The organism is Symbiobacterium turbinis (genome assembly GCF_055383075.1).
Genome location: NZ_AP042433.1, coordinates 3,598,958 through 3,620,822, shown reverse-complemented (window position 1 = coordinate 3,620,822; position 21,865 = coordinate 3,598,958). Strand labels below are relative to the sequence as shown.

Sequence of the window (21,865 nt, the reverse complement as noted above, 5' to 3'; positions counted from 1 at the left end):
AGTCTGATGCACGTATGATCGCAGTACCCATGACCGACGGCCTGTACGAGACCCGCTGGCCCCGTGGGCTCCACCCGGCCGGCCCTGCCGCTGCCGGGTTCGACGGCGACCGGCTGGAAGCGGCCATCCGCCTCCTGGAGGCCGAGATCGCGGCAGAGCGGCTGCCGGGGGCGGTGGTGGTCATCGCCCGGAACGGGGCGGTGGCGGCGCACCGGGCCCTGGGATGGGCGGCGATCTACCCCCGGCGCCGGCCGATGACGCCCGGGACCCTCTTCGACCTGGCCTCGCTCACCAAGGTGATGGCCACCCTGCCGGCCGTCCTGCGCCTGGTGGAGATGGGGGAGATCCGGCTGGATGACCCGCTCCACCTATTCTTCCCCGAGTACCGGGGGGAGGGGCGGGAGGAGATCCGCATCCGCCACCTGCTCACGCACACCGCCGGACTGCCGCCCGGCAGCCCGGTCCTGCGGGAGCCCGCGGCGGACCGGGCCGAGCGCATCGCCCGCATCGCCACGATCCCGCCGGAGGCGGCCCCCGGCAGCCGGATCATCTACAGCGACCTGGGGTTCATCCTGCTGGGCGAGCTGGTCGCCAGAGTGAGCGGCCAGCCGCTGGAACAGTTCGTGCGGGAGCAGGTCCACGGGCCCCTGGGCCTCGCCGAGACGGGCTACCTGCCTGAGGGCGAGCGCGCACAGAGCGCAGCGGCCACGGAGTACCGGGAGCACCTGGGCCGCTACCAGTGCGGCGACGTGCACGACCAGACCGCCGCCGCCCTGGGCGGCATCGCCGGCCACGCCGGCCTGTTCGGCACCGCCCCCGAAGTGGCGGCGTACGGCCAGATGTGGCTGGACGGCGGCAGCGGCGTCCTCTCCCCGGCCGCGGTCGCCGCCGCAACCCGCGACCAGACCCCGCACATCCAGGGGCCGGAGCACCGGGGGCTGGGCTGGATCGTCGCCCATGACGGCGCCGCCTTCCTCAGCTGCGGCGACCTCTTCAGCATCGGCTCCTTCGGCCACACGGGCTTCACCGGCACCAGCCTCTGGGTGGACCCCCACCGCGGCCTGGTGGTGGCCCTGCTCACCAACCGGGTGCACTTCGGCCGCACCGACCACATCATCCGACTGCGGCCCCGGTTTCACAACGCCGTGGCGGCGGCGTTGAGGTAGCGCCTCCCCGTGCCCAAAGCGGAACGGCTCGGGTTATCGGAACACGTGAGGTAATCCCATTCGGAAGCCATCGGGACTGAGGGGCAGACTCCTCAGGCCCTCGATGGCTCCTCTTATTGCCGAATGGAGCAGGGAGGTGACTTTACATAGGGGTGTAGAACTAGTCAGACTACCGATTCATGTCCGTGAAGGAGGAAGGATCGATGCATCGCTGGCTCGGGCATGTGGTGGCGATCTGCGGGGGAGTGGCCGCGGTTTACGCTGCGGGTGTCGTGCAGCGACTTGGTGCTGAGGAATGGTCGCGGACGCTTCGCACTGCGTGGGCCCACGTCTACCTGTCACGCGCGCTGTGGGCCGTTGCCGGCTTCTTCCTGCTGGTCCCGTTCATTCTGCCCCTCGGAAACCGCCAGCGTAGCAGCTGGATGCAGTGGGCACCGTAACCCACCTTGGACTGGATCCCCGCAGGCCTGCGCCGTCACGCCGCCATCGTGAGAGGTTGGCAGGGGAGGTTGCTGTACCTGAAGGTATTCGGCTAATTGAAAACAGTTTGTTGGGAGCGGCGCAGTATTGGAGGTGTGGCCTGTGGAGTCACTGTTGTTATGGATAGCTGGTATCTCCTTCCTCTTGGCGGTCGCATTCAGCGGGGTGCTTACGAGTGGCGATCGTGTTCGGGCAAACTACCACACAGAGCATCCTGCCGACCGTTCGTTTTCGGTTGACGGTTACGATTGCATGCCTCGCCGTAGCGGTAATAGCAGCGGCACTTGCGTGGGTGGTATCACTACTGAATCCTCAGGCATGAGGGTTACGATGGACCGGGAGACAACAGAGTGTCGTTTCCACGGGCAGATCCCGAAAACGCACCTGTTGCCTCCCTTCTTGTTGTGTTGGCCAGGATAGGCTCTGGACCACGCCCGTCTGTCGAGGAGGACGCCGACCAGAGCCCTGGACGCCAACCTCGGCTCCTGAGCCCCTCGTCCCACCACCGCTCGCAATAGCCTGGAAGCCACCGCCTTATGTTCGCTTTCGCCGGAACGAATGTGCACTTTCCGCAAACCCTTGTGCCACAGGCATTTCCGCAGTCACGATCCCCGAAACCCAGGTCGCACTTGGCGCTCACGAAAGTGCACTTTCTTTCCAACCGCAGCTCTGACGGGAAAAGGCCCGGGTAGCGAGAGCGCAGGCGCATCCAGGTCGCCCCCGGGCGCCGGGCCCCGCTGCCGCGAGCCTGCGTCGGAAGAAGGCCTACAACTCCAGCGGAAGCCGCTCGCCGGCGAAGCGCTGCACCATGCCTCCCCTGGGCACCATCAGCGTCGCGGCGTACTTCCAGTTCAGCCCCCCGCCCAGGCAGCCCCGCAGCCGGGCCAGCGACTTGTAGTAGTCCGCGTACGGCCAGCCGGTTCCGCCCTCCCACAGGGCGAAGCTGGAGAGCGCGTCGCAGTACTGCTCAAAGATGGGCTCCGGGATCTCCACGTAGATGTCGGGCTCGTACCCCTCCATGTCCTCCCAGTTCTCCGAGAAGTAGACCCGGCGGGTCCAGTGCGCAGGCTTCGCCCGTTCAATGCGCTTCAGGGCGGCGAAGAAATGGGCGTCCATCGCGATCTTGTGAGCGTGCCGGTGGTCCCGGTGCATCGAGTTCTGCCAGTGGGTGATGATCACATCGGGCTTGATGTCGCGGATGATGTCGCAGACCTCAAGGCTCACCTCATCGTTGTAAGGCAGTTCAGCATCCTTATAGTTCAGGAAGATCGCCTCTGCGCCGAGCTTCCGGCAGCACTCGGTCGCCTCCCGCTTCTTCTGCTCGGCGTACTCCTCGGCCGAGAGGGTGGCATGCCCCTTCTCGCCCGGGGTCAGGCTCAGCACGAACGCCTTGTGGCCCGCGGCTGTGTACTTCGCGATGATCATCCCGGCCGCCAGCTCCTGGTCCGCCGCGTGGGCGCCAATCGTCAGAATCCGCATCTCCTTCTTCTCGGTCAACACAGGCCCCTCCTCAGTGGTGCGGCCCCGCCATGGGGCCGCCCGTTGCAGTTTGAATTGCAGATCAAGCTCCGAGTTGCAGTGCGCCCCCGCCGTCCACCGACGTGCCGGACAGCGGGCCGACCACCAGCCGCTCCGGCTCAGGCTCCACCCCATGTGGCCCGCTCCGCCCGCCTGACGATGCACGCGGCGACCACGGCGTTGTGAAAGGCCGGCCGCAGCGCGAGCAGGTCTGGCCCCTTCCGTTCCGGCACCGGGTGGAGCCGGTTGGTCAGAAGGATGATGAACAGCTCCTTCTCCGGATCGATCCAGAGCGACGTGCCCGTGAAACCGGTGTGGCCGTAGGCCGCCGCCGAAAGCAACTCGCCGCAGGAATGAGGCCGGGCCGGCAGCGGCTCCTCGGGCGGCTTCTGCCACCCCAGCCCCCGCGCCCCGCCCAGGCCTGCCGTCAGGTTACGGGTGGCCAACTGCACCGTGGGGGGCGACAGAATTGGAAACCCCCGGCGCAGCCAGGCCCGGGCATACGCCGCGAGATCGGCGACGGTCCCGAACAGGCCCGCGTGGCCGGCGACACCGCCCAGCCCGTAGTGGGCGTTGCCGTCGTTGACTTCGCCCCATAGTATCTCCTGCCGCCAGTGGCCGAACTCCGCCGCCCGCGCCCCGGCCATGTCCATCTCCGTGCGGTTGCCGGCCTCTGTGGCGGCGATGCGCTCCCGCGGGGCGGCGGGCAGCCAGCCGGTCGCGTCCATGCCCAGCGGTGCGAACACCGCCTTGCGGCAGTAGTCCGGCAGGGATTCGCCTGCCACCCGCTCCACGATGGCCCCGAGCAGGATGAAGCCCAGGTCGCTGTACACTACCCGCTCGCCGGGCGGGCGCTCCAGGGGCATCCCGCCGATGGCCCGCAGGTACGCGGGCAGTCCCCGGTGGTCCAGGTAGAGCGGCGCCCAGGCGGGAAGGCCCGAGGTGTGGGTCAGCAGGTGGCGCACGGTCACGCGGCGGTCGGCGAACTCGGGGAGCAGGTCGGCCACCGGCGCGTCCAGGGAGAAGGCGCCGTCCTCCACCAGCCGCAGCACCGCCGGGGTGGTGCCGACCACCTTGGTCAGCGACGCCAGGTCGAACAGCGTATCCGGGCGCATGGGCACGCGTGCAGGCTGCAGGGCGGCGTGGCCGAAGGCGCGCACGACCAGCGCGTCGCCACAGCCCACTGCGGCCACCGCTCCGGCGAAGGCGCCGCCTTCCACCCCGCGTTCGACAACTGAAAAGGCGCGTTCCAGGCGGCCCTCATCCAGCGCCCACATCAGCACACCCCCTCCCCCATTCCGGTGCGCACGCCGTCACGCCCCCTTCCCCATTCCCGTGCGCATGCCGTCCCGCCCCCTCACCGGGCGGGAAGGTCCACCGGCAGGCGGCCCCGGGCCAGCGCCTCACCCAGCAGGCAGCGCAGGGCCGCCTCGGCCGCCGGGCGCCGGTCCTCGTACATGACGACGGCGCCCCTGACCCGCGGCGCGGCAAGCAGGTCATAGGGACCCCGCTGCGGGATGAGGATGACGGTGCGGCCCGCCGCCTGCAGGGCCTGCACCAGGGCGACCTGGCCAGGGAAGCGGTCGGCGAGGTAGGTGGCCACCAGCACCACCTCCGCGCCGGCCGCCTCGCGCACCAGCCGGTCCACCTCGGCGGCGGAAGGATCCCGCGACACCCCGATCGCCCGGAGGTCCGGAGCCAGGTCAGCTGCCGCTGCCAGCACAGGCGAGCCGGGCTCCCGTCGGTCCTCCACCACCACCACCGGCGCTGCCTCCACGGCCAGGAGCAGCGTGCGCGCCGGGTCCAGGGGCACGACACCCTCCAGATCGCCTGTGGCGGTGACGGCCGCGCGGGCCGCCTCCGCCGCGAGCTCCCGGTGCTCGGCGCAGCCAACCACCGAAAGCCGCGGATGCCCGGCAGAGCCTGACTGCGACCGCACCCGGTCCCCAGCTGAGCCATCCACCCCGAGAGGTTGCTCCGCCGCCATACGGCCGACGCGCGCTCGCGCCGCCCGCACCCGCCGCAGGGCCTCCTCGACACGCCGGGCCGGAATCCGCCCGTCGCCGATCGCGGCCCGCACGGCCCGAATGGCCTCCCGCTGCAGCTCAGCGGTGTGGGAGATGAGCACCATGTCGGCGCCGGCGGCGATGGCCCGCACCACCCCCTCCACCGTTCCCACACCGTCGGCAATCGCCTTCATCTCCATGCAGTCGGTGATGACCAGCCCGTCGTAGCCCAGCCGCTCCCGGAGCAGGCCGGTCAGCGCCGTCGGCGAGATCGTGGCCGGCGTGTCGGGCTCGGTCTCCACCGCCGGGAAGAAGACGTGGGCGGTCATGATGGCATCCACGCCGGCGGCAATGGCGCGGCGGAACGGGACCAGCTCCACCGCCTCCAGCCGCTCCAGGCCGTGGGGAATCACGGCCAGCGCGTGGTGTGAGTCCACCGCCGTGTCACCGTGCCCCGGAAAATGTTTCGCAGTTGTCAAGACGCCCGCTTCATGGTGCCCGCGAATGTACGACGCACCGTGCTCGGCCACCAGGTTCGGGTCGGCGCCGAACGAGCGCACGCCGATCACCGGATTGGCCGGGTTCACGTTCACATCCAGCACCGGCGCCAGGTTCATGTTGATGCCCATGGCGCCCAGCTCCCGCGCGATGCCCGCTGCCACGCGACGGGTCAGGTCCGGGTCCGCGGCCGCTCCCAGCGCCATCGCGCCGGGCCATGAGGTGGCCTCGAAGCGCAGGACGATGCCCCCCTCCTGGTCGGTGGCGATGAGCAGGGGCAGGTTAGGACTGAGCGACTGGATGTGTGCGGTCAGGCGGCGGACCTGACCGGGCGATCGCAGATTGCGGGCGAAGAGGATTACACCGCCCACACCCTGCCCGCGGATCAGGGATTCAGGCACGTCAGCAGGTTCGGTGCCGGAGAAGCCGATCATGAACAGCTCCCCGGCGTGCTCGGCCAGCGACATCGCGGTCACTCCTCAGCATTCATGGTGGTGCTGCTCGGGCCGTGGTTCGCTCGATGGAATCACGAGCGCTGGAAGTCTCAGACAGGCCTCCCCCTGTAGGAGGAGGATCAGATCGTGCCAACGAAATAATACTTCAGAGGCTAGTTAGTTGCAAACACTATTGAATGAGGTGTGACTTAACTTGCGCAAACTCATTATGCCTCTCATCACAATCCTGTTTGCCATCATCGCCATGTTTCTCGTGATTCAGAACATGCCGGGCGATCCCGTAGAGACGCTCGCAGCCGAGATCTCCCGCACTGAGAATCTCGAGATGGAACTGGCTTACGCCAAGGCCAAGAGCGTGCTGAACTACGACCCCGATATCCCCGTGTTCCAGCGGCTGGTCGGCTACCTGGGGGGAATCCTGCGCGGCAACCTGGGCGATTCGCTGGCTTACCGAAAGCCGGTGCTCGACCTGGTGCTCGGGGCCCTGCCCTGGACGCTCCTGGTGCTGACGGTCTCCCTCGCCCTCTCCTTCACGGTGGGTGTGGTGGCCGGCCTCTTCATCGCCTGGAAGCGGAAGCGCTGGATGAACGCGCTGCTGAACCTGTGGCAGTCGATCTTCGGCTCCGTCCCTGACTACATCATCGCCTATCTGCTGATCTTCCTCTTCGCCGTCACCCTGGGATGGCTGCCGGCCCGCGGCCCGTACAGCGCCCAGGTAACGCCGGGCTTCAACATGCCCTTCATCGCCAGCGTGCTGCGCCACGCCATCCTGCCGGTCCTGGCCTACTTCCTGACCACGGTGGCCAACTGGACCATCGGCATGCGGGCCAACGCGCTGGGATCGCTGGGCGAGGACTACGTGGCCTACGCCAGGGCCCGGGGGCTCTCGCAGCGGCGCATCCTCATCCACTACGTGGGCCGGAACTCGATCCTGCCGATGATCACCTCGCTGGCCATCTCCTTCGGCTTCATGTTCGGCGGCTCACCGCTGATCGAGAACCTCTTCCTGTACCCCGGCGTGGGCTACTACCTGAACCAGGCCATCGCCCGGCGCGATTACCCGCTCATGCAGGGGATGTACTTCATCATGATCGTCGTGGTCGTGCTCTCCGGACTGCTGGCCGAGAGGCTCTACACCGTGCTCAACCCACGTCTGAGGGAGAGGTAGTCAACCATGAAAGACGGACGCAGCGGCAAGTTTGCCGGTTTCAGGGCGTTTTTCAGCGTCATCTGGCGGAACCCCATGTCCCGCGCGGGCTTCCTCATCCTGCTGGTCTTCCTGCTGATGGCCATCTTCGGGCCCATGCTGATCCCCGACCTGAAGTCGGACTACGCCAACCGGCTGCAGCCGCCTTCCCGGGAGCACTGGCTGGGCACTGATCTGGCCGGCAAGGACACCCTGCTGCAGCTCATCCTCGGCTCCCGCGACGTGCTGCTGGTGGCGGCCTACGCCGGCCTCTTCGCCGTGCTGATCGCAGCGGCAATCGGCATCGTGGCCGGCCTGCAGGGCGGCCTCGTCGACCGGGTGCTCATGCTCTTTACCGACGTGGTGCTGACCATGCCCAGCTTCCCGGTGACCATGATCCTCTCCATGGTCATCCAGATCACGGACCCCCTGGTGTTCGGCCTGGTGCTCGGCCTCTGGTCGTGGGCCGGCCTGGCCAAGGCCATCCGCTCGCAGGTGCTGACCCTCAAACACCGGGAGTTCATCGAAGCCAGCCGCATCATGGGCCTCAGCAAGCTGAACATCATCCTGTACGACGTACTGCCCAATCTGGTCTCTTACATCGCTGTGAACTTCATCTCCATCATGAAGGGCGCGATCACCTCCAGCGTCGGCCTGATGATCCTGGGCCTGGTGCCCTTCCAGGGCAACCACTGGGGCGTGATGATTCAGGTGGCCATCTCCCAGACCGGCGCCCTCATGGGATCGGCCTCCATGGTCTACTTCCTGGCCCCCGTGCTGTGCCTCATGCTGTTCCAGCTCGGTTCCTACTTCTTCGCCAGTGGGCTGGATGAGGCGCTGAACCCGCGGCTGCGGTCGTAGAGGAGGGTATACATGACCGAACCTATCCTGGAGGTCAAGAACCTCACCGTGGAATTCAAGCTGCATGACCGCACGATCCGCGCCTGCGACAACGTCAGCCTCACCGTGAACCGGGGGGAGATCGTGGGCATCATCGGCGAAAGCGGCAGCGGCAAGACCACCCTCGTCTCCGGCATCCTCAACCTGGTGCAGGCGCCGGGCAAGGTGACCGCGGGCCAGGTGATTTACCACCCGAAGGGCGGAAAGCCCGTCGATCTGCGCACCCTGAGCCCCGAGGAGTTCGCCCGCTACCGCTGGACCAACCTGACCAGCGTCTTTCAGGCGGCGCAGAACGTGCTGAACCCCACCCTGCGGGTGAAGGAGCACTTCCTGGAGACCGTCTGGGCGCATGACCCGAACGCCCGGGAGGAGGATGTCCTCGCCAAGGCCCGCGACCTCCTGAGCCAGGTCCGGCTGGAGGAGCGTGTGCTCGACTGCTATCCGCACCAGCTCTCGGGCGGCATGAAGCAGCGCACGATCATCGCGCTGAGCCTGATCCTGAACCCCGACATCATCTTCCTGGATGAGCCCACCACGGCCCTGGACGTCATCACGCAGTGGTACATCCTGGAGATCCTGAAGCGCATTCAGAAGGACCACGGCCTGACGATGGTCTTCTGCACCCACGACGTCTCCATCATCGGCTCCGTCGTCGACCGGCTGGGCGTGATGTACGCGGGCGAGCTGGTCGAGTACGGCCCGGTGCTGAACATGTTCAAGAAGCCGACGCACCCGTACACCGCCGGCCTGATGACGGCGATCCCGTCCTTGCGGGACGACGTGACCAAGCGGAAGGCCATTCCCGGCAACCCGCCGGACCTGGCCAACCTGCCCGACTCGTGCAGGTTCGCCCCGCGCTGCTTCGCCCACGCTCAGGGCCTGTGCGAAGGCGACCGGGCGCGGACCGGGCAACTGTACCCCAGCCATCCGGGCCAGTACACTCGCTGCTACAGCTGGGAGAAGGTGTTTAAGTCGTGAGCCTGATCAAGCTGGAAAACGTAAGTGTCTACTTCCAGAATGAGAAGAACCCGCGGGAGCGGGTCGGCGCCCTGGTGGGGATGAACCTGGAGATCGAGCCGGGCGAGATCATCGCCGTGGTTGGCGAGAGCGGTTGCGGGAAGACTACGCTCGGAAAGGTCATCACCGACATCTATCAGCCCACCGAGGGCAGGTTGCTCTACAAGGGCAAGGATGTCCGGGAACTCGACAAGCGGGAGTACCGGGAGTACCGCCTCGGCGTGCAGATGATTCACCAGGACTCCTACGCGGCGCTGAACCCCAACCGCACGATCTTCCAGTCGCTCTCGCTGCCGCTGCTGCAGCACAAGATGGTGAAGAACCGGCAGCAGGCGTGGGACCGGCTGGTGGAGCTCTTCACCGAGATCGGCCTCACGCCGCCCGAGCAGTTCCTGGAAAAGTACCCGCACCAGCTCTCCGGCGGCCAGCGCCAGCGCATCCTGCTGGCGCGGGCGCTCTCGGTGAAGCCGAGCCTCATCGTGGCCGACGAGCCGGTCTCCATGGTCGATGTCTCGCTCCGCATTTCGCTCCTCGACCTGATGGCCCGTGCCAACAAGAAGTACGGCATCTCCTTCGTCTACATCACCCACGACCTCGGCACCGCGCGCTACATCGCCCACCACGGCCGCATCGCGGTGATGTACCTGGGGCGCATGGTCGAGCTCAACCAGATCCAGGCGGCGCTCGACCGGCCGGCGCACCCCTACTTCCACGCGCTGATCTCGGCCGTGCCCGAGGCGGACCCGACCCTGCGCAACGGGCGCATGGCGTCGCTTCCCCTGAAGTCGTTCGACATGCCCAGCGTCACCAACGCACCACCGGGCTGCAAGTTTCACCCCCGCTGCCCGTACGCCGAAGCGGTCTGCGAGCGCGAGGAGCCGAGGCTGCGGGAGTTTGAGGGAGGACTGGTGGCGTGCCACCTGGTGGAGAAGATCAGGGCAAACGCCCCGCCCCGGGATTAGGCGGACCCCTGCAGTTCCTGCGGGCGATCACCGCGGCGGCGGTCACCATCCTGGTGATCGCCGTGCTGGGGCTCGCCTTCGGCCCCAAAGACCCAGGTACGCTCACCCTCTACGGCCTGGTGATCGGACTGAACCTGCTGATCGCCCTGGCTTACTGGCCGATCGTACGGTACTTACAGCGCGTAAAGCGATGAGGGAAGGAGCCCGTAAACCTATGATCAGACCGATGGGTTCGCATGACTTGCCGGCTGTGGCGGCGCTCTGGAACCAGGCGGCGGAAAGCCGCGACATTCTGCACAAGCCGCTCACCCCGGAGCAGTTCCGGCAGAAGTTCGTGGCAGCCGACTCCACCGAGGTGAAGCACAACCTGGTCGCCGAGGCGGACGGCCGTGTGGCCGCATTCGGCAGCGCCTACCACAGGCTGGGGGCCGACCACGGGTACGTCACCTTCGTGCTCGTTGACCCCTCCCACCGGCGGAAGGGCATCGGGAGCCAGCTCCTCTCGGCCCTCGAAGCCCGGCTCCGGGAGTTCCCCACGGTGACCAGAATCAACCTGAACTTCTTCAATCCCGTCAACCTGGAGTGGCTCATTCCCGGCACGCCGGGGCACGACCACCCCAACGCCCCGGGGGTCGACGCCCGGTCGCCCGCCCTGCCCTTTTTCCTGAAGAACGGCTACGCGGAGACGGCCCGGCAGTACTCCTACTACCGGCTCCTGGAGGGGTTCGAGTTCCTCCCCAAGATCGCCGAGCGCCGGCGGAAGCTGGCCGAGCAGGGCGTCACCATCACCTACTACGACCCGGCCCTGCACCACGGCCTGAACGAGCTCTTCGACGACCTGGGCAACGAGGACTGGCGGGAGAAGGTCATGGCGAATGCCTGCAGCCCCAACCCCCACCCGCTGCTCATCGTGCAGCGCGACGGGCGTGTGGGGGGCTTCGCCGGCCCCCTGTTCGTGCAGGAGAGCGGCCGGGGTTACTTCGCCGGCATCGGCGTTCACAGCGAGTTCCGGGGGGGCGGCGCCGGCTCCGTGCTCTTCTCGGCGCTCTGCAAGGGCCTGCAGGAGATGGGCGCCACCTTCATGTCGCTCTTCACGGGCAAGGCCAACGTGGCCCGCACCATCTACGAGTCCGCCGGGTTTGAGGTCGTGCACGAATGGGCGTGCATGCGCAAGGACCTGGGCGCCTGAGCTCCCGGACCCCCAACTGCGGCAATGAGAGAGCGGCCCGCGCCGCCCTCATTCAAATAACCCCATCAGGGAGGCATCCGAATTGAAGAAGCTGGCAGCAGCACTACTCGCCACCGCAATGCTCCTGGCGACCGCGTGCAGCACCAACAACGGCAATCCGCCCCAGAACGGCGGCGGTGGCGGGCCTCAGGACCCGTCCGCCCAGGCCCCGGCCAGCCTCAAGCTCACCGGTGACGTGGATACCAGCAAGACCCTGACCACCTTCGTGAACATCCAGCCGCCCCCTGCGTTCCACGGGAACCCCTACGATGACGTTGCGGGCCTGAACTGGTCGGTTCAGCCCTTCCTCTTCGAGCCGCTGACGGACTACTCCGCCCTGCCGGAGAAGGAGTACCGCCCGGCCGCCCTCGAGAGCTTCGAGATGGAGGGCAGGACCCTGACCATGGTGCTGCGTGACGACCTGAAGTGGAGCGACGGCAGCGCCCTTACGGTCGATGACGTGATGACCTCGCTCTACCTGCAGGCGGCCAAGGGCACGCTCTGGCAGGTGGCCGAGTCCATCGAGAAGGTGGACGAGCGGACCATCGTCGTGGAGTTCGTCAACGAGAGCCCGCTCAACCTGAACCTGATCCTTCCCACCTACATCATGACGCCGGCCGTCACCTACGGCGAGTTCGCCGAGGAGCTGAAGGACTACGTGGAGCAGTACCGCGTGTGGGACGAGGCCACCGCCCGGTACAAGTTCGACGCGGCCGGCCAGGATATGATCAACGACATCAACACCCGCCTGGGCAACTACAAGCCCGATCCGCTGACGGAAGTGCTCTACTCCGGCCCCTACGTGCTCACCGGGGTCACGAGCGCCGAGGCCGTGTTTGAGGCCAACCCCCACTACTACATGGAAGTGAAGATCCCGAAGATCCGCGCCCTGCGCTCCGCCGGGGGCGAGTCCTTCGCCACCGCCGTGCTCGAGGAGGCCTTCACGGTGGAGAACGGCGGCCTGAGCCCGGAAATGACGGCGCAGGTGGAGAACAAGTTCAAGAACACCCTGCGCACCATCTACATCCCCGAGTTCTCCCAGATCGGGTACCTGTTCAACTACCAGAAGTACCCCTTCAACATCCCCGAGGTCCGCAAGGCCTTCGCCTACATGATGGACCGTGAGACCCTGATCAAGCTGGCCGAGCCCGGCAGCTTCATCAGCGACACGCACGCCACCGGCATGCTGCCCTCGCTGATGCCGGCCTACACCGGGGAAGGCTTCATCGACACCCTCACCGACTACAGCTACGACCCGGCCAAGGCCGAGGAGCTGCTGACCTCCATCGGCTGGCAGAAGGTGAACGGCAGGTGGGCGAACGAGAACGGCGAGGTCGTCAAGATCGAGATGGTCACCATCGGCTCCTGGCCGTCTCTGATGTTCCCCGCCGAGGCGTACTCCACCATGCTGAAGGAGGCCGGCTTCGACATCGAGTTCAAGCCGATGGAGTTCGCCGCGATGATCGACTACATGAACAAGGGCGATCACCAGATTGCCTCGTACTTCGTGCCCAGCATGTCGACCTACGCCCACCCGTGGGAGGTCTACAACCAGACCTACCTGGGCGCCTACGCCGGCCGCATGAACCTGCCGCAGCTCGACCCCGGCGAGGACCGCATCATGAAGGCCCCGAGCACCGGCAAGGAGTACAACGTCACCGAGATCCTGGCCCGGCTCTACGAGGCCACCGACCAGTCTGAGATTCAGACGCTCACCCAGGACCTCATGACGCTGACCAACGACCTGGTGCCCTTCATCCCGCTCATCGAGAAGACCGCGCCGCTGCGCATTTACGACCCCAAGCTGAGCGCGGCCGAGGGCGAGATCGGCGTGCCGCAGAGCGACTTCTTCTGGTACGGCAACCTGAACAGCATGCTGACCAAGCAACTCCGGGCCGGTGAGCTCTACTTCGTGAAGTAAGCCCCGCCGGTCTTGCGGAAGGGGGGCCGCGCCCCCCTTCCGCACTTTTCCGCTCGGGGCCCTCGGGAGGCTGGTACGATGATTCCTTCCCGCATTGTTCTCGGCATCGACGGCGGTGGAACCCGGACCCGGTGTTTGGCAGCGGACCTTTCGGGCCGGGTCCTGGGCGAGGGGCGCGGCGGCCCGGCCAACGCCCTGGTGGTGGGGCGCGACCGGGCGGTGCAGAGCATCGCTGAGGCCGCCCGGCAGGCGCTCGCGGCCGCGGGCCGCACGCCTGAGGAGGTTGGCGCCGTGTGCGCCGGGCTCGCCGGCGCCGGGCAGCCCCGGATCCAGGAGGAGCTTTCCGGGGCCATCGCCGCAGCGCTCGGGCTGCCCGCCTCGGCCCGGGTGCAGGTGGTGAACGACGGCCGCGTGGCGCTCGCCGGCGCCCTGCAGGGCGGCCCCGGCGTCATCCTGATCGCCGGCACGGGCTCGATCGCCTACGGGCTGGACGACGCCGGCCAGCTCGCGCGGGCCGGCGGCTGGGGCTGGATGCTCGGCGACGAGGGGAGCGGCTTCGCCATCGGCCGGCAGGCGCTGGCGGCCGCGCTCTGTGCGCTGGACGGCGCCGGCCCGGCCACGGTCCTCGGCGACCGCATCTGCGCGGCGTGGGATCTGGCGAGGCTGACCGACGCGATTCCCCGCATCTACGCTGATCCTTCCGCCGCCCGCACGGAGATCGCGGCGCTGGTGCCGCATGTGGCGCAAGCGGCGGCGGAGGGCGACGCCGTCGCCGAGGAGATCCTGCGGCAGGCGGGACGCGACCTCGCGCACCTGGCCGCGGCGCTCATCCGCCGGATGACCCTTCGGGAGCCCCGGGTGGCGACCACCGGCGGCGTTCTGGAGGGGGTCGCGACCGTGCGGGAGGCGCTGGCGCAGCGGCTCGCAGAGCTGATGCCCGCCGCCCGGGTGGTGGAGAGCGCCGGGAGCCCGGCCTCCGGGGCCGTGCTGATGGCCCTGGAGTTGTTAGGGGAAGGCGCGTAGTACGCTCGGCGAGATGGATGAGGGCGGTTCCGCCAGGGATGGCGGAACCGCCCTCTTCTTGATGATCTACCTTCCCTCCCGCTGCCTGCCACTCCACCCCGCCGGCAGCGTACCCGGTCGGATCCTGGGGTAGTCTGCAGGGTCGCCAGGCACCCCCACGCCCGGAACCGCAGGTTTTTCGCTTCGCCGCCAGGCCCAAAGGGCGGTGCGCCGCCGACGGGAACACCCGTCGGGCCGATAACGTCATTGTCAGAAAGGTCTCGCGGGGAGTGGTGCGCATGACCGTCCGGGATTTTGCCGACCTGCAGAAGGAGGTGTTCCGCCTGCACGCCGAGGAGGCGTACCGTGAGGCGCTGGCGCTGATCGACCAGGAGGCCGGCCGGTTCGCCGATCACGCCGCCGACCTGTACTACTGGCGGGCGTGCCTCGCCTGCCGGGCGGACGGCGCGGACGCCGGGCTCCGGTGGCTGCAGGCGGCCGCGGACGCGGGGCTCTGGTACCACGACCGGATCCTGAACGACCCGGACCTCGCGCCGCTGCGGGGGGACCCCCGCCTGGAACCGCTCCTGACGCTGTTCCGCGGGCGCAGGGAGGCCGCGCAGGCCCAATCCCGGCCGGTGCTGCACACGTATGAGCCGGAGGGCGCCCCCCGCGGCCTGCTGCTGGCGCTGCACGGCGCGGGAAGCGGCTTCGAAGGGCACCTGGAAAGGCCCCACTGGATTTCCGCCCGGGCGGCCGGCTGGCGGGTGGCCCTGGCCCAGTCGTCGCAGGTCTGGACCCCGGGCAGGTACTTCTGGGGCGACCGCGACCGGGCCCTGGCGGAGGTCAGTGCGCACCTCGACAGCCTGGGGCCCCACGACCCCACCGTGCTGGCCGGCTTCTCGGCGGGCGCCGCGGTGGCGATGTTCGGCGTGCTGAGCGGGGCGCTGACCGCAACCCGCTTCCTCGCCGTCGCACCGGCGATCCGGCCGGAGACCTTCCTGCCGCTGCTGGCCGGGGCGCGCGGGGACGTCCGGGGCTACATCGTCATCGGCGAAGGCGACTGGGCGTTCAAGGCAGCCCGCGAGTTCGCGTCCGCCATGACCGAGGCCGGCCTCACCTGCGAGCTGGAGGTGCACCCTGGCCTCGGCCACGACTACCCGCCCGACTTCGCCGCGAGGCTGCAGGAGCGGCTGGCCGCCCTCAGTTCGCCCAGGCCGGCCTGAGCCGATCCTCACCCCGCCTCGAAGAACTTGAACTGCGCCTGAATGAGCCCGTAGTACGTGCCACGCCTGGCCATCAACTGTTCGTGGGTGCCCATCTCGACGATCCGCCCGTGGTCCAGCACCACGATCTTGTCCGCGTTGCGGATCGTCGACAGCCGGTGGGCGATGACGAATGAGGTGCGCCCCTTCAGGAGCTGCGCCAGGGCCTCCTGGATCAGCAACTCCGTCTGCGTGTCGATGGAGGCCGTCGCCTCGTCCAGCACCAGGATGCGCGGGTCCGCGAGCAGCGCGCGGGCAAACGAGAGCAGCTGCCGCTCGCCCATCGAGAGCCGCGAGCCCCGTTCGCGCACCTCCGTCTGGTAGCCGTGGGGGAGCCGCATGATGAAGTCGTGCGCCCGCACGGCCTTGGCCGCGGCGATCACCTCTTCGTCGGTGGCGTCCAGCCGGCCGTAGCGGATGTTGTCCATGATCGTGCCGCTGAAGATGAACGTGTCCTGCAGCACCACGCTGATCTGCCGGCGCAGCGACTCCAGCGTCACGTCCCGCACATCCACGCCGTCGATCCGCACCGCGCCCTCGTCCACGTCGTAGAAGCGGGAGAGCAGGTTGATGATCGACGTCTTGCCCGCGCCGGTGTGGCCCACCAGGGCCACCGTCTCGCCCGGGGCCACCTTCAGGGAGACCCCGCGCAGGGCGGTGCGCCCTTTTTCGTATGCGAAGGTCACATTGTCCAGCTCCACCTCGCCCCGAATCGGGGGCAGCGGCCGGGCGTCGGGATTCTCGGGCACCGTGGGCTTCGTGTCCAGGTACTCGAAGATCCGCTCGCTGGAGGCCATGGCCACCAGCATCTGGCCGTAGAGCCGCGAGATCCGCAGGATCGGCTCCCAGAACTCGCCGACGTAGGTCACGAACGCGACCAGCACGCCGACGGTGATCGCGCCGCTCTGCAGGATGCGGGTGCCGTAGAAGAAGACGACCGCGGTGCCCAGGGCGCCCATGATCTCCACGATCGGCATGAACCAGGCGTTGAGCCGGATGGTGTTCAGCCAGGTGTGGCGCACCTGGACGTTCATATCGGCGAAGAAGTCCTTGTTGGGCTCCTGTTGGCTGAAGGCCTGCGTCACCCGCGCGCCCTGAATCGCCTCGGCCAGGTGCGCGGTGAGCCGGGAGCGCTGCAGCCGCACCCGCTGCCAGCCGTGGCGCACCCGGGTGCGCAGCCGCACGGTGGTGATCAGCATCAGCGGCAGGAAGGCGAAGATCACCACAGACAGCTTCAGGTGCATCGACATCATGATGACGACGATGCCGATCAGCGTCAGCACGTCCTGGAACAGGTTGATGATGCCGTTGGTAAACAGATCCTGCAGCGAGTTGACGTCGTTGGTGATGCGCACCAGGATCGAGCCGGCCGGCCGGGTGTCGAAGAAGCGGAGCGAGAGCGACTGCACGTGCGAGAAGATCTTCATCCGCAGGTCGTCCAGGGCCCGCTGCCCCACCCAGCTGGTCAGCCGAATTCGACCGTGGTTGGCGACCCAGTTGACGAGGTGCACCGCCAGCATGATGCCGACCAGGATGGCGAGCCGCTCCGTGCGCTCATAGGGCTCCAGCCACTGCGTCCAGCGGGTGAAGCGGGTCTGCGGCTCCAGGACCGCGTCGATGGCCTGGGCGATCAGCCACGGTCCGGCCAGCTGCGTAAACGTCGCTGCCAGCATGGCCACAAAGGCGAGGATGACCTGTCGGGTATAGGGCAGCACAAAGCGCCCCAGCCGCTTCATCTGGTTCCAGTCGAAGGGCTTCTCGAAGACCTTCTCCTCCCGGTAGTAGAAGCGGTCCGCGTGCTCGCTCTGCTGGATCGGCCCGCGGTGGCGGAGTTCCCGGGCCGTGCGGTATTGACCCATGCCCATTCAGCGGCTCCCCCCCTTCGCGGCGGCCTGCGCCGCCCGCTGCTCCTCGTAATCGCGGAACTGTATGTCGTAGATAGCCCGGTAGACGCCGCCCCGGGCCAGCAACTCCTCGTGGGTGCCCCGCTCCACGATGCGGCCCTCGTCCAGCACAAGGATCTCGTCTGCGTGCTTTACCGAGGAGAGCCGGTGGGCGATGATGAACGTCGTCCGCCCGCGCATGGCGCTCCGCAGCGCCAGCTGAATCTCGTGCTCTGTCTCCATGTCCACCGAGGCCGTGGCGTCGTCGAAGATCAGGATGCGGGGGTTGTTCACGATCGCCCGGGCGATGGCGATGCGCTGCCGCTGGCCGCCGGAGAGGCCCATCCCCCGCTCGCCGATGATGGTGTCGTAGCCATCCGGCGTCTCCATGATGAAGTCGTGCGCCCGGGCCAGCTTCGCCGCCGTCACGATCTCTTCCATCGAAGCCGACCGGCGGCCGTAGGCGATGTTCTCCCGGATCGTCGCCGACCAGAGGAAGGTCTCCTGCTGCACGATGCCGATCTGCCGCCGCAGGTCGGTCAGGTCCAGGGCGCGCACATCGATGCCGTCGATCGTCACCCGGCCCCGGGTCGCGTCGTAGAACCGGGGGATCAGCGAGACCAGGGTCGTCTTGCCCGAGCCGGTGGCGCCGATCAGTCCGATGACGCTGCCGGGCGGGGCGTCCAGGTCGATGTCCGCCAGCGCCGGCCGCGCGGTGATCTCGCCGGTGCCCGGCCTGGGCGAGTCGTACTGGAACGTCACCCCCTCGAAGCGCACGTGGCCCGCCATCTCCGGCAGACGCACCGCATCCTGCCGGCTGCGCACGGCCACCGGGTGCTCCAGCACCTCCAGCAGCCGCTGGCCCGAGGCCGCGGCCTGGGTCATCTCGTTGATGCGGTAGCCGATCTCCCGCATCGGCCAGATCCAGTACCAGATCAGGCTGTTGAAGGCGACCAGCTCGCCCAGGGTGAGGTCGTTCCGGAGCACCAGCCAGCCGCCGTAGGCGAGCATCAAGGTGAGGGTCAGGTTGGAGAGCAGCTCGATCACCGGGAAGTACCGGGCCCAGAGCCCCGCCGTGTTCAGGTTGGCCTTCAGGTACTCCTGGCTGTGGGCCGAGAACTTCTCCACCTCGAACGGCTCCCTGGCGAAGGACTTGACCGTCCGCATGCCGCTCAGGTTCTCCTGGGTGGCGGTGGAGAGGCTGGCCAGCGCCTCGCGGACCCTGCGGAAGGCCGGGTGCACCTGCCGCTCGAACCGCATCACCACCACCAGCAGGAAGGGCATCGCCAACAGGGTGACCAGGGTCAGCCGGACGGACATGGAGAGCATGACGACCAGCGAGAAGAGCGTCATGAAGAAGATGTCCATCAGGTGCACGAAGCCGAAGGAGAGGAACATCCGGAAGGCCTCCACATCGGATGTGACGCGCGACATCAGGTCGCCCGTGTGGGCGTTGTCGTAGTACTTGAAGTGCAGGTACTGGAGCTTGTCGTAGAGGGCGTTGCGCAGGTCAAAGGTCGCGTTCTGCCCGAACACGTGGCCCAGATACTGCCGCAGGAAGTTGAACACCGCGCGCACCAGGGCCACCCCCACCACCGCCGCGGCCCAGTAAGGCAACTCCCCGAACCGCTGCTCCCGGATGACCCTGTCGATCAGCTGCTCCAGCAGCCACGGCCGCACCAGGCCCACGGCGGTCAGGAGCGCCATCGCCAGCACCGAGCCCAGACCCCACCCGATGTACGGCGTATAGAACCGCCTGAGGCGAACGAACACCTGCATGGACGGAACCAACTCCCTTATTGCACTAGCACGTCTATCCCTATAACGTTCGCCCCCTCATTCGGTTACTCCTTCACTATGTAAATTGTCAACGGCATTTACCACTAATTTGTTGACAGCGCGGCGGCCCCAACCTACGATTGAATTGTCAAAGTATGATAGGAAAGTCGGGGCGACGCGGATGCGCATTCGGCTTGTCACCAAACTGATCGGCCTTTCCCTGATCGGCACCGTTACCGTCGGCGTTGCAGCCGGCTCCATCTTCCTCGCCCTGAACCGCGTAGAAGCGGTGTACGGTGAGGTCGCACTGCAGATCCAGCCCGCCCACCAGGCGGCCACCGCGCTCAATGCCGCCCTCTACCGCATGAGCGCAGCCGCGCGCGGCTACGTGATCGACCCGTCGGCCGACGTCCGCGCGCATTTCGCAGACGCGTACGGCGACGTGGCCGCCCACATCGCGGAGATCCGCGCGCACACAGACGACCCCGTGGTGCTGCAGCACGTGGCAGAAGCACAGGATCTGGCCGGAACGTACGCCGAGGCCATGCAGAAGATGATGGACCTGCGGGACGACGGCCTGGTCTCGCAGGCCACGACGGTTCTGAAGAACGAGGTCATCCCCGTCAACGAGAAGATCATCGCAGCCACCGGCCAGGCCGCCGCGCGTCTCCAGTTGCTGGCTGAGGAGGCGACGCTTGAGGCGCAGCGCCAGGCCGCCTCAGCCCGGCTGATCGGCGCCGCCGTCACGTCGCTGGGCGTGGCGCTGGCCCTGGCGATCGGCATCCCGGTGGCCCGCTCGCTGGCGAACCCCGTCCGGCAGCTCTCCCAGGTGGCCCTGCAGGTGGCTGCGGGCGACCTGACCGTCGCGGAGCTGCCCGTCCGCGGCGGGGACGAGGTGGCCGACCTCACCCGGGCGGTGAACACGATGCTGGCCTCGCTCCGCACCCTCATCCGGGAACTCGCGGCATCGGCCGCCACTCTCGGCGACGCCTCCGAGGCGCTGGGGGCCGTTGCCGCCCAGGCCACCCAGGCGGCCGACCAGGTGGCCGGCAGCATGGAGCAGGTGGCCGCGGGAGGCAGCAGCCAGGCCGCGGCGGCGGCCGAGGTCCAGCAGACCATGCAGCAGCTGCAAGAGGCGATCCGCCAGGTCTCGGCCGGGGCGGAGCAGACCACCGGCGAGATTCAGCAGGCGGTGGCGGTGCTGGGCGCCGTGACCCGCGAAACCGCCGACATGGCGCGGGCGGCCTCCGCCGAAGCCGCGGCGGTGCTGGAGGGGACCCGCAGCGCCGCCGAGGGGGCGCGTGCCGTGGAGGCTGCGACCGCCGGCATGAGCCGGGTGAAGGACGCCGCCGATCTCACGGCGCAGAAGGTACGCCGCCTGGCGTCGCTCTCGGTGGAGATAGGGAACATCACCACCGCCATTTCCGACATCGCCGGGCAGACCAACCTGCTGGCCCTGAACGCGGCCATTGAGGCTGCTCGGGCCGGCGAGCACGGACGGGGCTTCGCAGTGGTGGCGGGCGAGGTGCGGCGCCTGGCGGAGGGCGCGTCCCGGTCAGCCGGGGAAATCGCCGGGCTGATCGAGAAGATCCAGTCGCTCACCGCCGAGGTCGCCACAGCCATGGAGGCCGGCCTGGCGGAGGTCGACACCGGCGTGCAGCAGGCTGCGGAGGCCGGCCAGGCCCTGCAGCGGCTGCATCAGACGGCCGAGCACACCATGCAGAGCGTGGAGCGGATCGCCCAGGTGGCCGAGCGCACCCGGGAGCGGCTCGAGTCGATGGATCAGCTCTTCACCAACATCGTGACCGTCGCCGAGGAAAACTCGGCCGCATCCGAGGAGATGGCCGCCCAGGCCGGCCAGGTGTGCGCCTCGCTTGACCAGGTGGCGGACGTCGCACGGGAGAACGCGAACGCGGCGGCCGCTGCCTCACAGGCCGCCTCCAGCATGGCCTTCGCCAGCACGGAAGTCTCCGCGGCCGCCCGGCGGGTGCAGAGGGTCGCGCAGCAGATGCGGGAGCAGGTCGGCCGGTTCCGAACGCCGGAGTGACGACCGGCGGCTGCTCGCCGCGCCCGCTTGCCCGCGCCCCCACGGGGTAGTATCATGGGCCCATAGGGCCCGAGTGATGGGAGCGGTAGGCCATGCAGCACTTGCGAAGGCACCTCTCCGCCGGCGGCCTCGTCCTGAACAGGGGTTCCATCCTCCTGGTCCGGAACCGGCGCGGGCACTGGGGGCTGCCGAAAGGCCACTGGGAGCCCGGCGAGCTGCTGACAGAGACCGCCGCACGGGAGGTGCTGGAGGAGACGGGACTCCACGTGGAGATCGGCGACCTCGCGTTCATCACCGAGTTCCGGAACGCCGAGGCCAGGGAGCACCTCGTCCAGTTCTTCTTCGCAGCCAGACTGATCGGCGGCTCCCTCGCCCCCGCCCCGGGGGAGATTTCCGGGGTGAAGTGGGTGCCAACCTCCGAGGTGGAGCAGTACATCCGCTGGCGCCCGTGGCTGGAGCCGCTGCGCCACTGGCTGGACGGCGGCACGATCCGGTATCATTCCTTTCCCGATCCCTCCCGGAACCGCATCCGCTGACGGTGCGGGAGGGATG

General features: G+C 68.0%; 19 protein-coding genes. 14 read left to right on the top strand and 5 right to left on the bottom strand.

Annotated elements, in window-relative coordinates:
- The first annotated feature begins 14 nt into the window (after positions 1 to 14).
- The 3 genes from ACZ45O_RS17480 (at position 15) to ACZ45O_RS17470 (ending at position 2,066) form a co-directional block, all read left to right on the top strand.
- The gene (locus tag ACZ45O_RS17480) at positions 15 to 1,166 is read left to right on the top strand and encodes a serine hydrolase domain-containing protein (RefSeq protein WP_464854759.1); all 1,152 of its coding nucleotides are present in this window, start codon (positions 15 to 17) and stop codon (positions 1,164 to 1,166) included.
- Between the two features lie 203 nt (positions 1,167 to 1,369).
- The gene (locus ACZ45O_RS17475; RefSeq protein WP_464854757.1) at positions 1,370 to 1,606 is read left to right on the top strand and encodes a hypothetical protein; all 237 of its coding nucleotides are present in this window, start codon (positions 1,370 to 1,372) and stop codon (positions 1,604 to 1,606) included.
- Between the two features lie 133 nt (positions 1,607 to 1,739).
- Positions 1,740 to 2,066: a DUF5316 family protein gene (locus ACZ45O_RS17470; protein WP_464857825.1), complete on the top strand. Its 327-nt coding sequence runs from the start codon at positions 1,740 to 1,742 to the stop codon at positions 2,064 to 2,066.
- A gap of 345 nt (positions 2,067 to 2,411) precedes the next feature.
- Here the strand turns inward: ACZ45O_RS17470 and ACZ45O_RS17465 are convergent, their stop codons facing one another.
- The 3 genes from ACZ45O_RS17465 to nagZ all read right to left on the bottom strand — a co-directional run bounded on the left by ACZ45O_RS17465 (position 2,412) and on the right by nagZ (position 6,135).
- Positions 2,412 to 3,143, bottom strand: a complete 732-nt coding sequence (locus ACZ45O_RS17465; RefSeq protein ID WP_464854755.1) for a PIG-L deacetylase family protein — start codon at positions 3,141 to 3,143, stop codon at positions 2,412 to 2,414.
- 140 nt (positions 3,144 to 3,283) lie between these two features.
- Positions 3,284 to 4,441 carry a serine hydrolase domain-containing protein gene (locus tag ACZ45O_RS17460; protein ID WP_464854754.1) on the bottom strand — a complete coding sequence of 386 codons (1,158 nt, stop codon included), beginning with the start codon at positions 4,439 to 4,441 and terminating at the stop codon, positions 3,284 to 3,286.
- An 80-nt stretch (positions 4,442 to 4,521) separates the two neighbouring features.
- Entirely contained in the window at positions 4,522 to 6,135 is a 1,614-nt protein-coding gene (gene nagZ / locus ACZ45O_RS17455) for a beta-N-acetylhexosaminidase (RefSeq protein ID WP_464854753.1), read from the bottom strand.
- A gap of 181 nt (positions 6,136 to 6,316) precedes the next feature.
- Between nagZ and ACZ45O_RS17450 the strand changes: the two genes are divergently transcribed.
- The 9 genes from ACZ45O_RS17450 (at position 6,317) to ACZ45O_RS17410 (ending at position 15,565) form a co-directional block, all read left to right on the top strand.
- Positions 6,317 to 7,291, top strand: a complete 975-nt coding sequence (locus tag ACZ45O_RS17450) for an ABC transporter permease (protein WP_464854751.1) — start codon at positions 6,317 to 6,319, stop codon at positions 7,289 to 7,291.
- Between the two features lie 6 nt (positions 7,292 to 7,297).
- Entirely contained in the window at positions 7,298 to 8,170 is an 873-nt protein-coding gene (locus tag ACZ45O_RS17445) for an ABC transporter permease (RefSeq protein WP_464854749.1), read from the top strand.
- 12 nt (positions 8,171 to 8,182) lie between these two features.
- Positions 8,183 to 9,187: an ABC transporter ATP-binding protein gene (locus tag ACZ45O_RS17440; protein WP_464854747.1), complete on the top strand. Its 1,005-nt coding sequence runs from the start codon at positions 8,183 to 8,185 to the stop codon at positions 9,185 to 9,187.
- The gene (locus tag ACZ45O_RS17435) at positions 9,184 to 10,188 is read left to right on the top strand and encodes an ABC transporter ATP-binding protein (RefSeq protein WP_464854745.1); all 1,005 of its coding nucleotides are present in this window, start codon (positions 9,184 to 9,186) and stop codon (positions 10,186 to 10,188) included. The genes ACZ45O_RS17440 and ACZ45O_RS17435 overlap by 4 nt, the downstream gene beginning before the upstream one ends.
- Positions 10,140 to 10,382: a hypothetical protein gene (locus ACZ45O_RS17430; protein WP_464854743.1), complete on the top strand. Its 243-nt coding sequence runs from the start codon at positions 10,140 to 10,142 to the stop codon at positions 10,380 to 10,382. The genes ACZ45O_RS17435 and ACZ45O_RS17430 overlap by 49 nt, the downstream gene beginning before the upstream one ends.
- 20 nt (positions 10,383 to 10,402) lie before the next feature.
- Positions 10,403 to 11,377, top strand: a complete 975-nt coding sequence (locus ACZ45O_RS17425; RefSeq protein ID WP_464854741.1) for a GNAT family N-acetyltransferase — start codon at positions 10,403 to 10,405, stop codon at positions 11,375 to 11,377.
- A gap of 82 nt (positions 11,378 to 11,459) precedes the next feature.
- Complete coding sequence (locus ACZ45O_RS17420; protein WP_464854739.1) at positions 11,460 to 13,337, top strand: ABC transporter substrate-binding protein; 1,878 nt, start codon at positions 11,460 to 11,462, stop codon at positions 13,335 to 13,337.
- 78 nt (positions 13,338 to 13,415) lie between these two features.
- Entirely contained in the window at positions 13,416 to 14,360 is a 945-nt protein-coding gene (locus ACZ45O_RS17415) for an N-acetylglucosamine kinase (RefSeq protein ID WP_464854737.1), read from the top strand.
- 278 nt (positions 14,361 to 14,638) lie between these two features.
- Complete coding sequence (locus ACZ45O_RS17410) at positions 14,639 to 15,565, top strand: alpha/beta hydrolase (RefSeq protein WP_464854735.1); 927 nt, start codon at positions 14,639 to 14,641, stop codon at positions 15,563 to 15,565.
- An 8-nt stretch (positions 15,566 to 15,573) separates the two neighbouring features.
- Here the strand turns inward: ACZ45O_RS17410 and ACZ45O_RS17405 are convergent, their stop codons facing one another.
- Both ACZ45O_RS17405 and ACZ45O_RS17400 read right to left on the bottom strand, forming a co-directional pair.
- Positions 15,574 to 17,469 (bottom strand): ABC transporter ATP-binding protein, encoded by a 1,896-nt coding sequence (locus ACZ45O_RS17405; RefSeq protein ID WP_464854733.1) that lies wholly within the window; start codon positions 17,467 to 17,469, stop codon positions 15,574 to 15,576.
- Positions 17,470 to 19,266: an ABC transporter ATP-binding protein gene (locus ACZ45O_RS17400; RefSeq protein WP_464854731.1), complete on the bottom strand. Its 1,797-nt coding sequence runs from the start codon at positions 19,264 to 19,266 to the stop codon at positions 17,470 to 17,472. It abuts the gene before it with no gap.
- Between the two features lie 181 nt (positions 19,267 to 19,447).
- On the opposite strand from ACZ45O_RS17400, the gene ACZ45O_RS17395 reads away from it, so the two are divergent.
- Both ACZ45O_RS17395 and ACZ45O_RS17390 read left to right on the top strand, forming a co-directional pair.
- The gene (locus ACZ45O_RS17395; protein WP_464854729.1) at positions 19,448 to 21,313 is read left to right on the top strand and encodes a methyl-accepting chemotaxis protein; all 1,866 of its coding nucleotides are present in this window, start codon (positions 19,448 to 19,450) and stop codon (positions 21,311 to 21,313) included.
- 92 nt (positions 21,314 to 21,405) lie between these two features.
- Positions 21,406 to 21,849, top strand: coding sequence for an NUDIX domain-containing protein (locus ACZ45O_RS17390; protein WP_464854728.1), 444 nt, complete (start codon positions 21,406 to 21,408; stop codon positions 21,847 to 21,849).
- The last annotated feature ends 16 nt before the right edge of the window (positions 21,850 to 21,865 follow it).

What these genes read in the sequence shown, in the direction of transcription:
- ACZ45O_RS17475 (WP_464854757.1), top strand. Translation starts at nt 1,370, where the DNA reads ATGCATCGCTGGCTCGGGCATGTGGTGGCGATCTGCGGGGGAGTGGCC.
- ACZ45O_RS17405 (WP_464854733.1), bottom strand. Translation starts at nt 17,469, where the DNA reads ATGGGCATGGGTCAATACCGCACGGCCCGGGAACTCCGCCACCGCGGG.
- ACZ45O_RS17410 (WP_464854735.1), top strand. Translation starts at nt 14,639, where the DNA reads ATGACCGTCCGGGATTTTGCCGACCTGCAGAAGGAGGTGTTCCGCCTG.
- ACZ45O_RS17400 (WP_464854731.1), bottom strand. Translation starts at nt 19,266, where the DNA reads ATGCAGGTGTTCGTTCGCCTCAGGCGGTTCTATACGCCGTACATCGGG.
- ACZ45O_RS17460 (WP_464854754.1), bottom strand. Translation starts at nt 4,441, where the DNA reads ATGTGGGCGCTGGATGAGGGCCGCCTGGAACGCGCCTTTTCAGTTGTC.
- nagZ (WP_464854753.1), bottom strand. Translation starts at nt 6,135, where the DNA reads ATGTCGCTGGCCGAGCACGCCGGGGAGCTGTTCATGATCGGCTTCTCC.
- ACZ45O_RS17415 (WP_464854737.1), top strand. Translation starts at nt 13,416, where the DNA reads ATGATTCCTTCCCGCATTGTTCTCGGCATCGACGGCGGTGGAACCCGG.
- ACZ45O_RS17390 (WP_464854728.1), top strand. Translation starts at nt 21,406, where the DNA reads ATGCAGCACTTGCGAAGGCACCTCTCCGCCGGCGGCCTCGTCCTGAAC.
- ACZ45O_RS17425 (WP_464854741.1), top strand. Translation starts at nt 10,403, where the DNA reads ATGATCAGACCGATGGGTTCGCATGACTTGCCGGCTGTGGCGGCGCTC.
- ACZ45O_RS17395 (WP_464854729.1), top strand. Translation starts at nt 19,448, where the DNA reads ATGCGCATTCGGCTTGTCACCAAACTGATCGGCCTTTCCCTGATCGGC.
- ACZ45O_RS17445 (WP_464854749.1), top strand. Translation starts at nt 7,298, where the DNA reads ATGAAAGACGGACGCAGCGGCAAGTTTGCCGGTTTCAGGGCGTTTTTC.
- ACZ45O_RS17480 (WP_464854759.1), top strand. Translation starts at nt 15, where the DNA reads ATGATCGCAGTACCCATGACCGACGGCCTGTACGAGACCCGCTGGCCC.
- ACZ45O_RS17440 (WP_464854747.1), top strand. Translation starts at nt 8,183, where the DNA reads ATGACCGAACCTATCCTGGAGGTCAAGAACCTCACCGTGGAATTCAAG.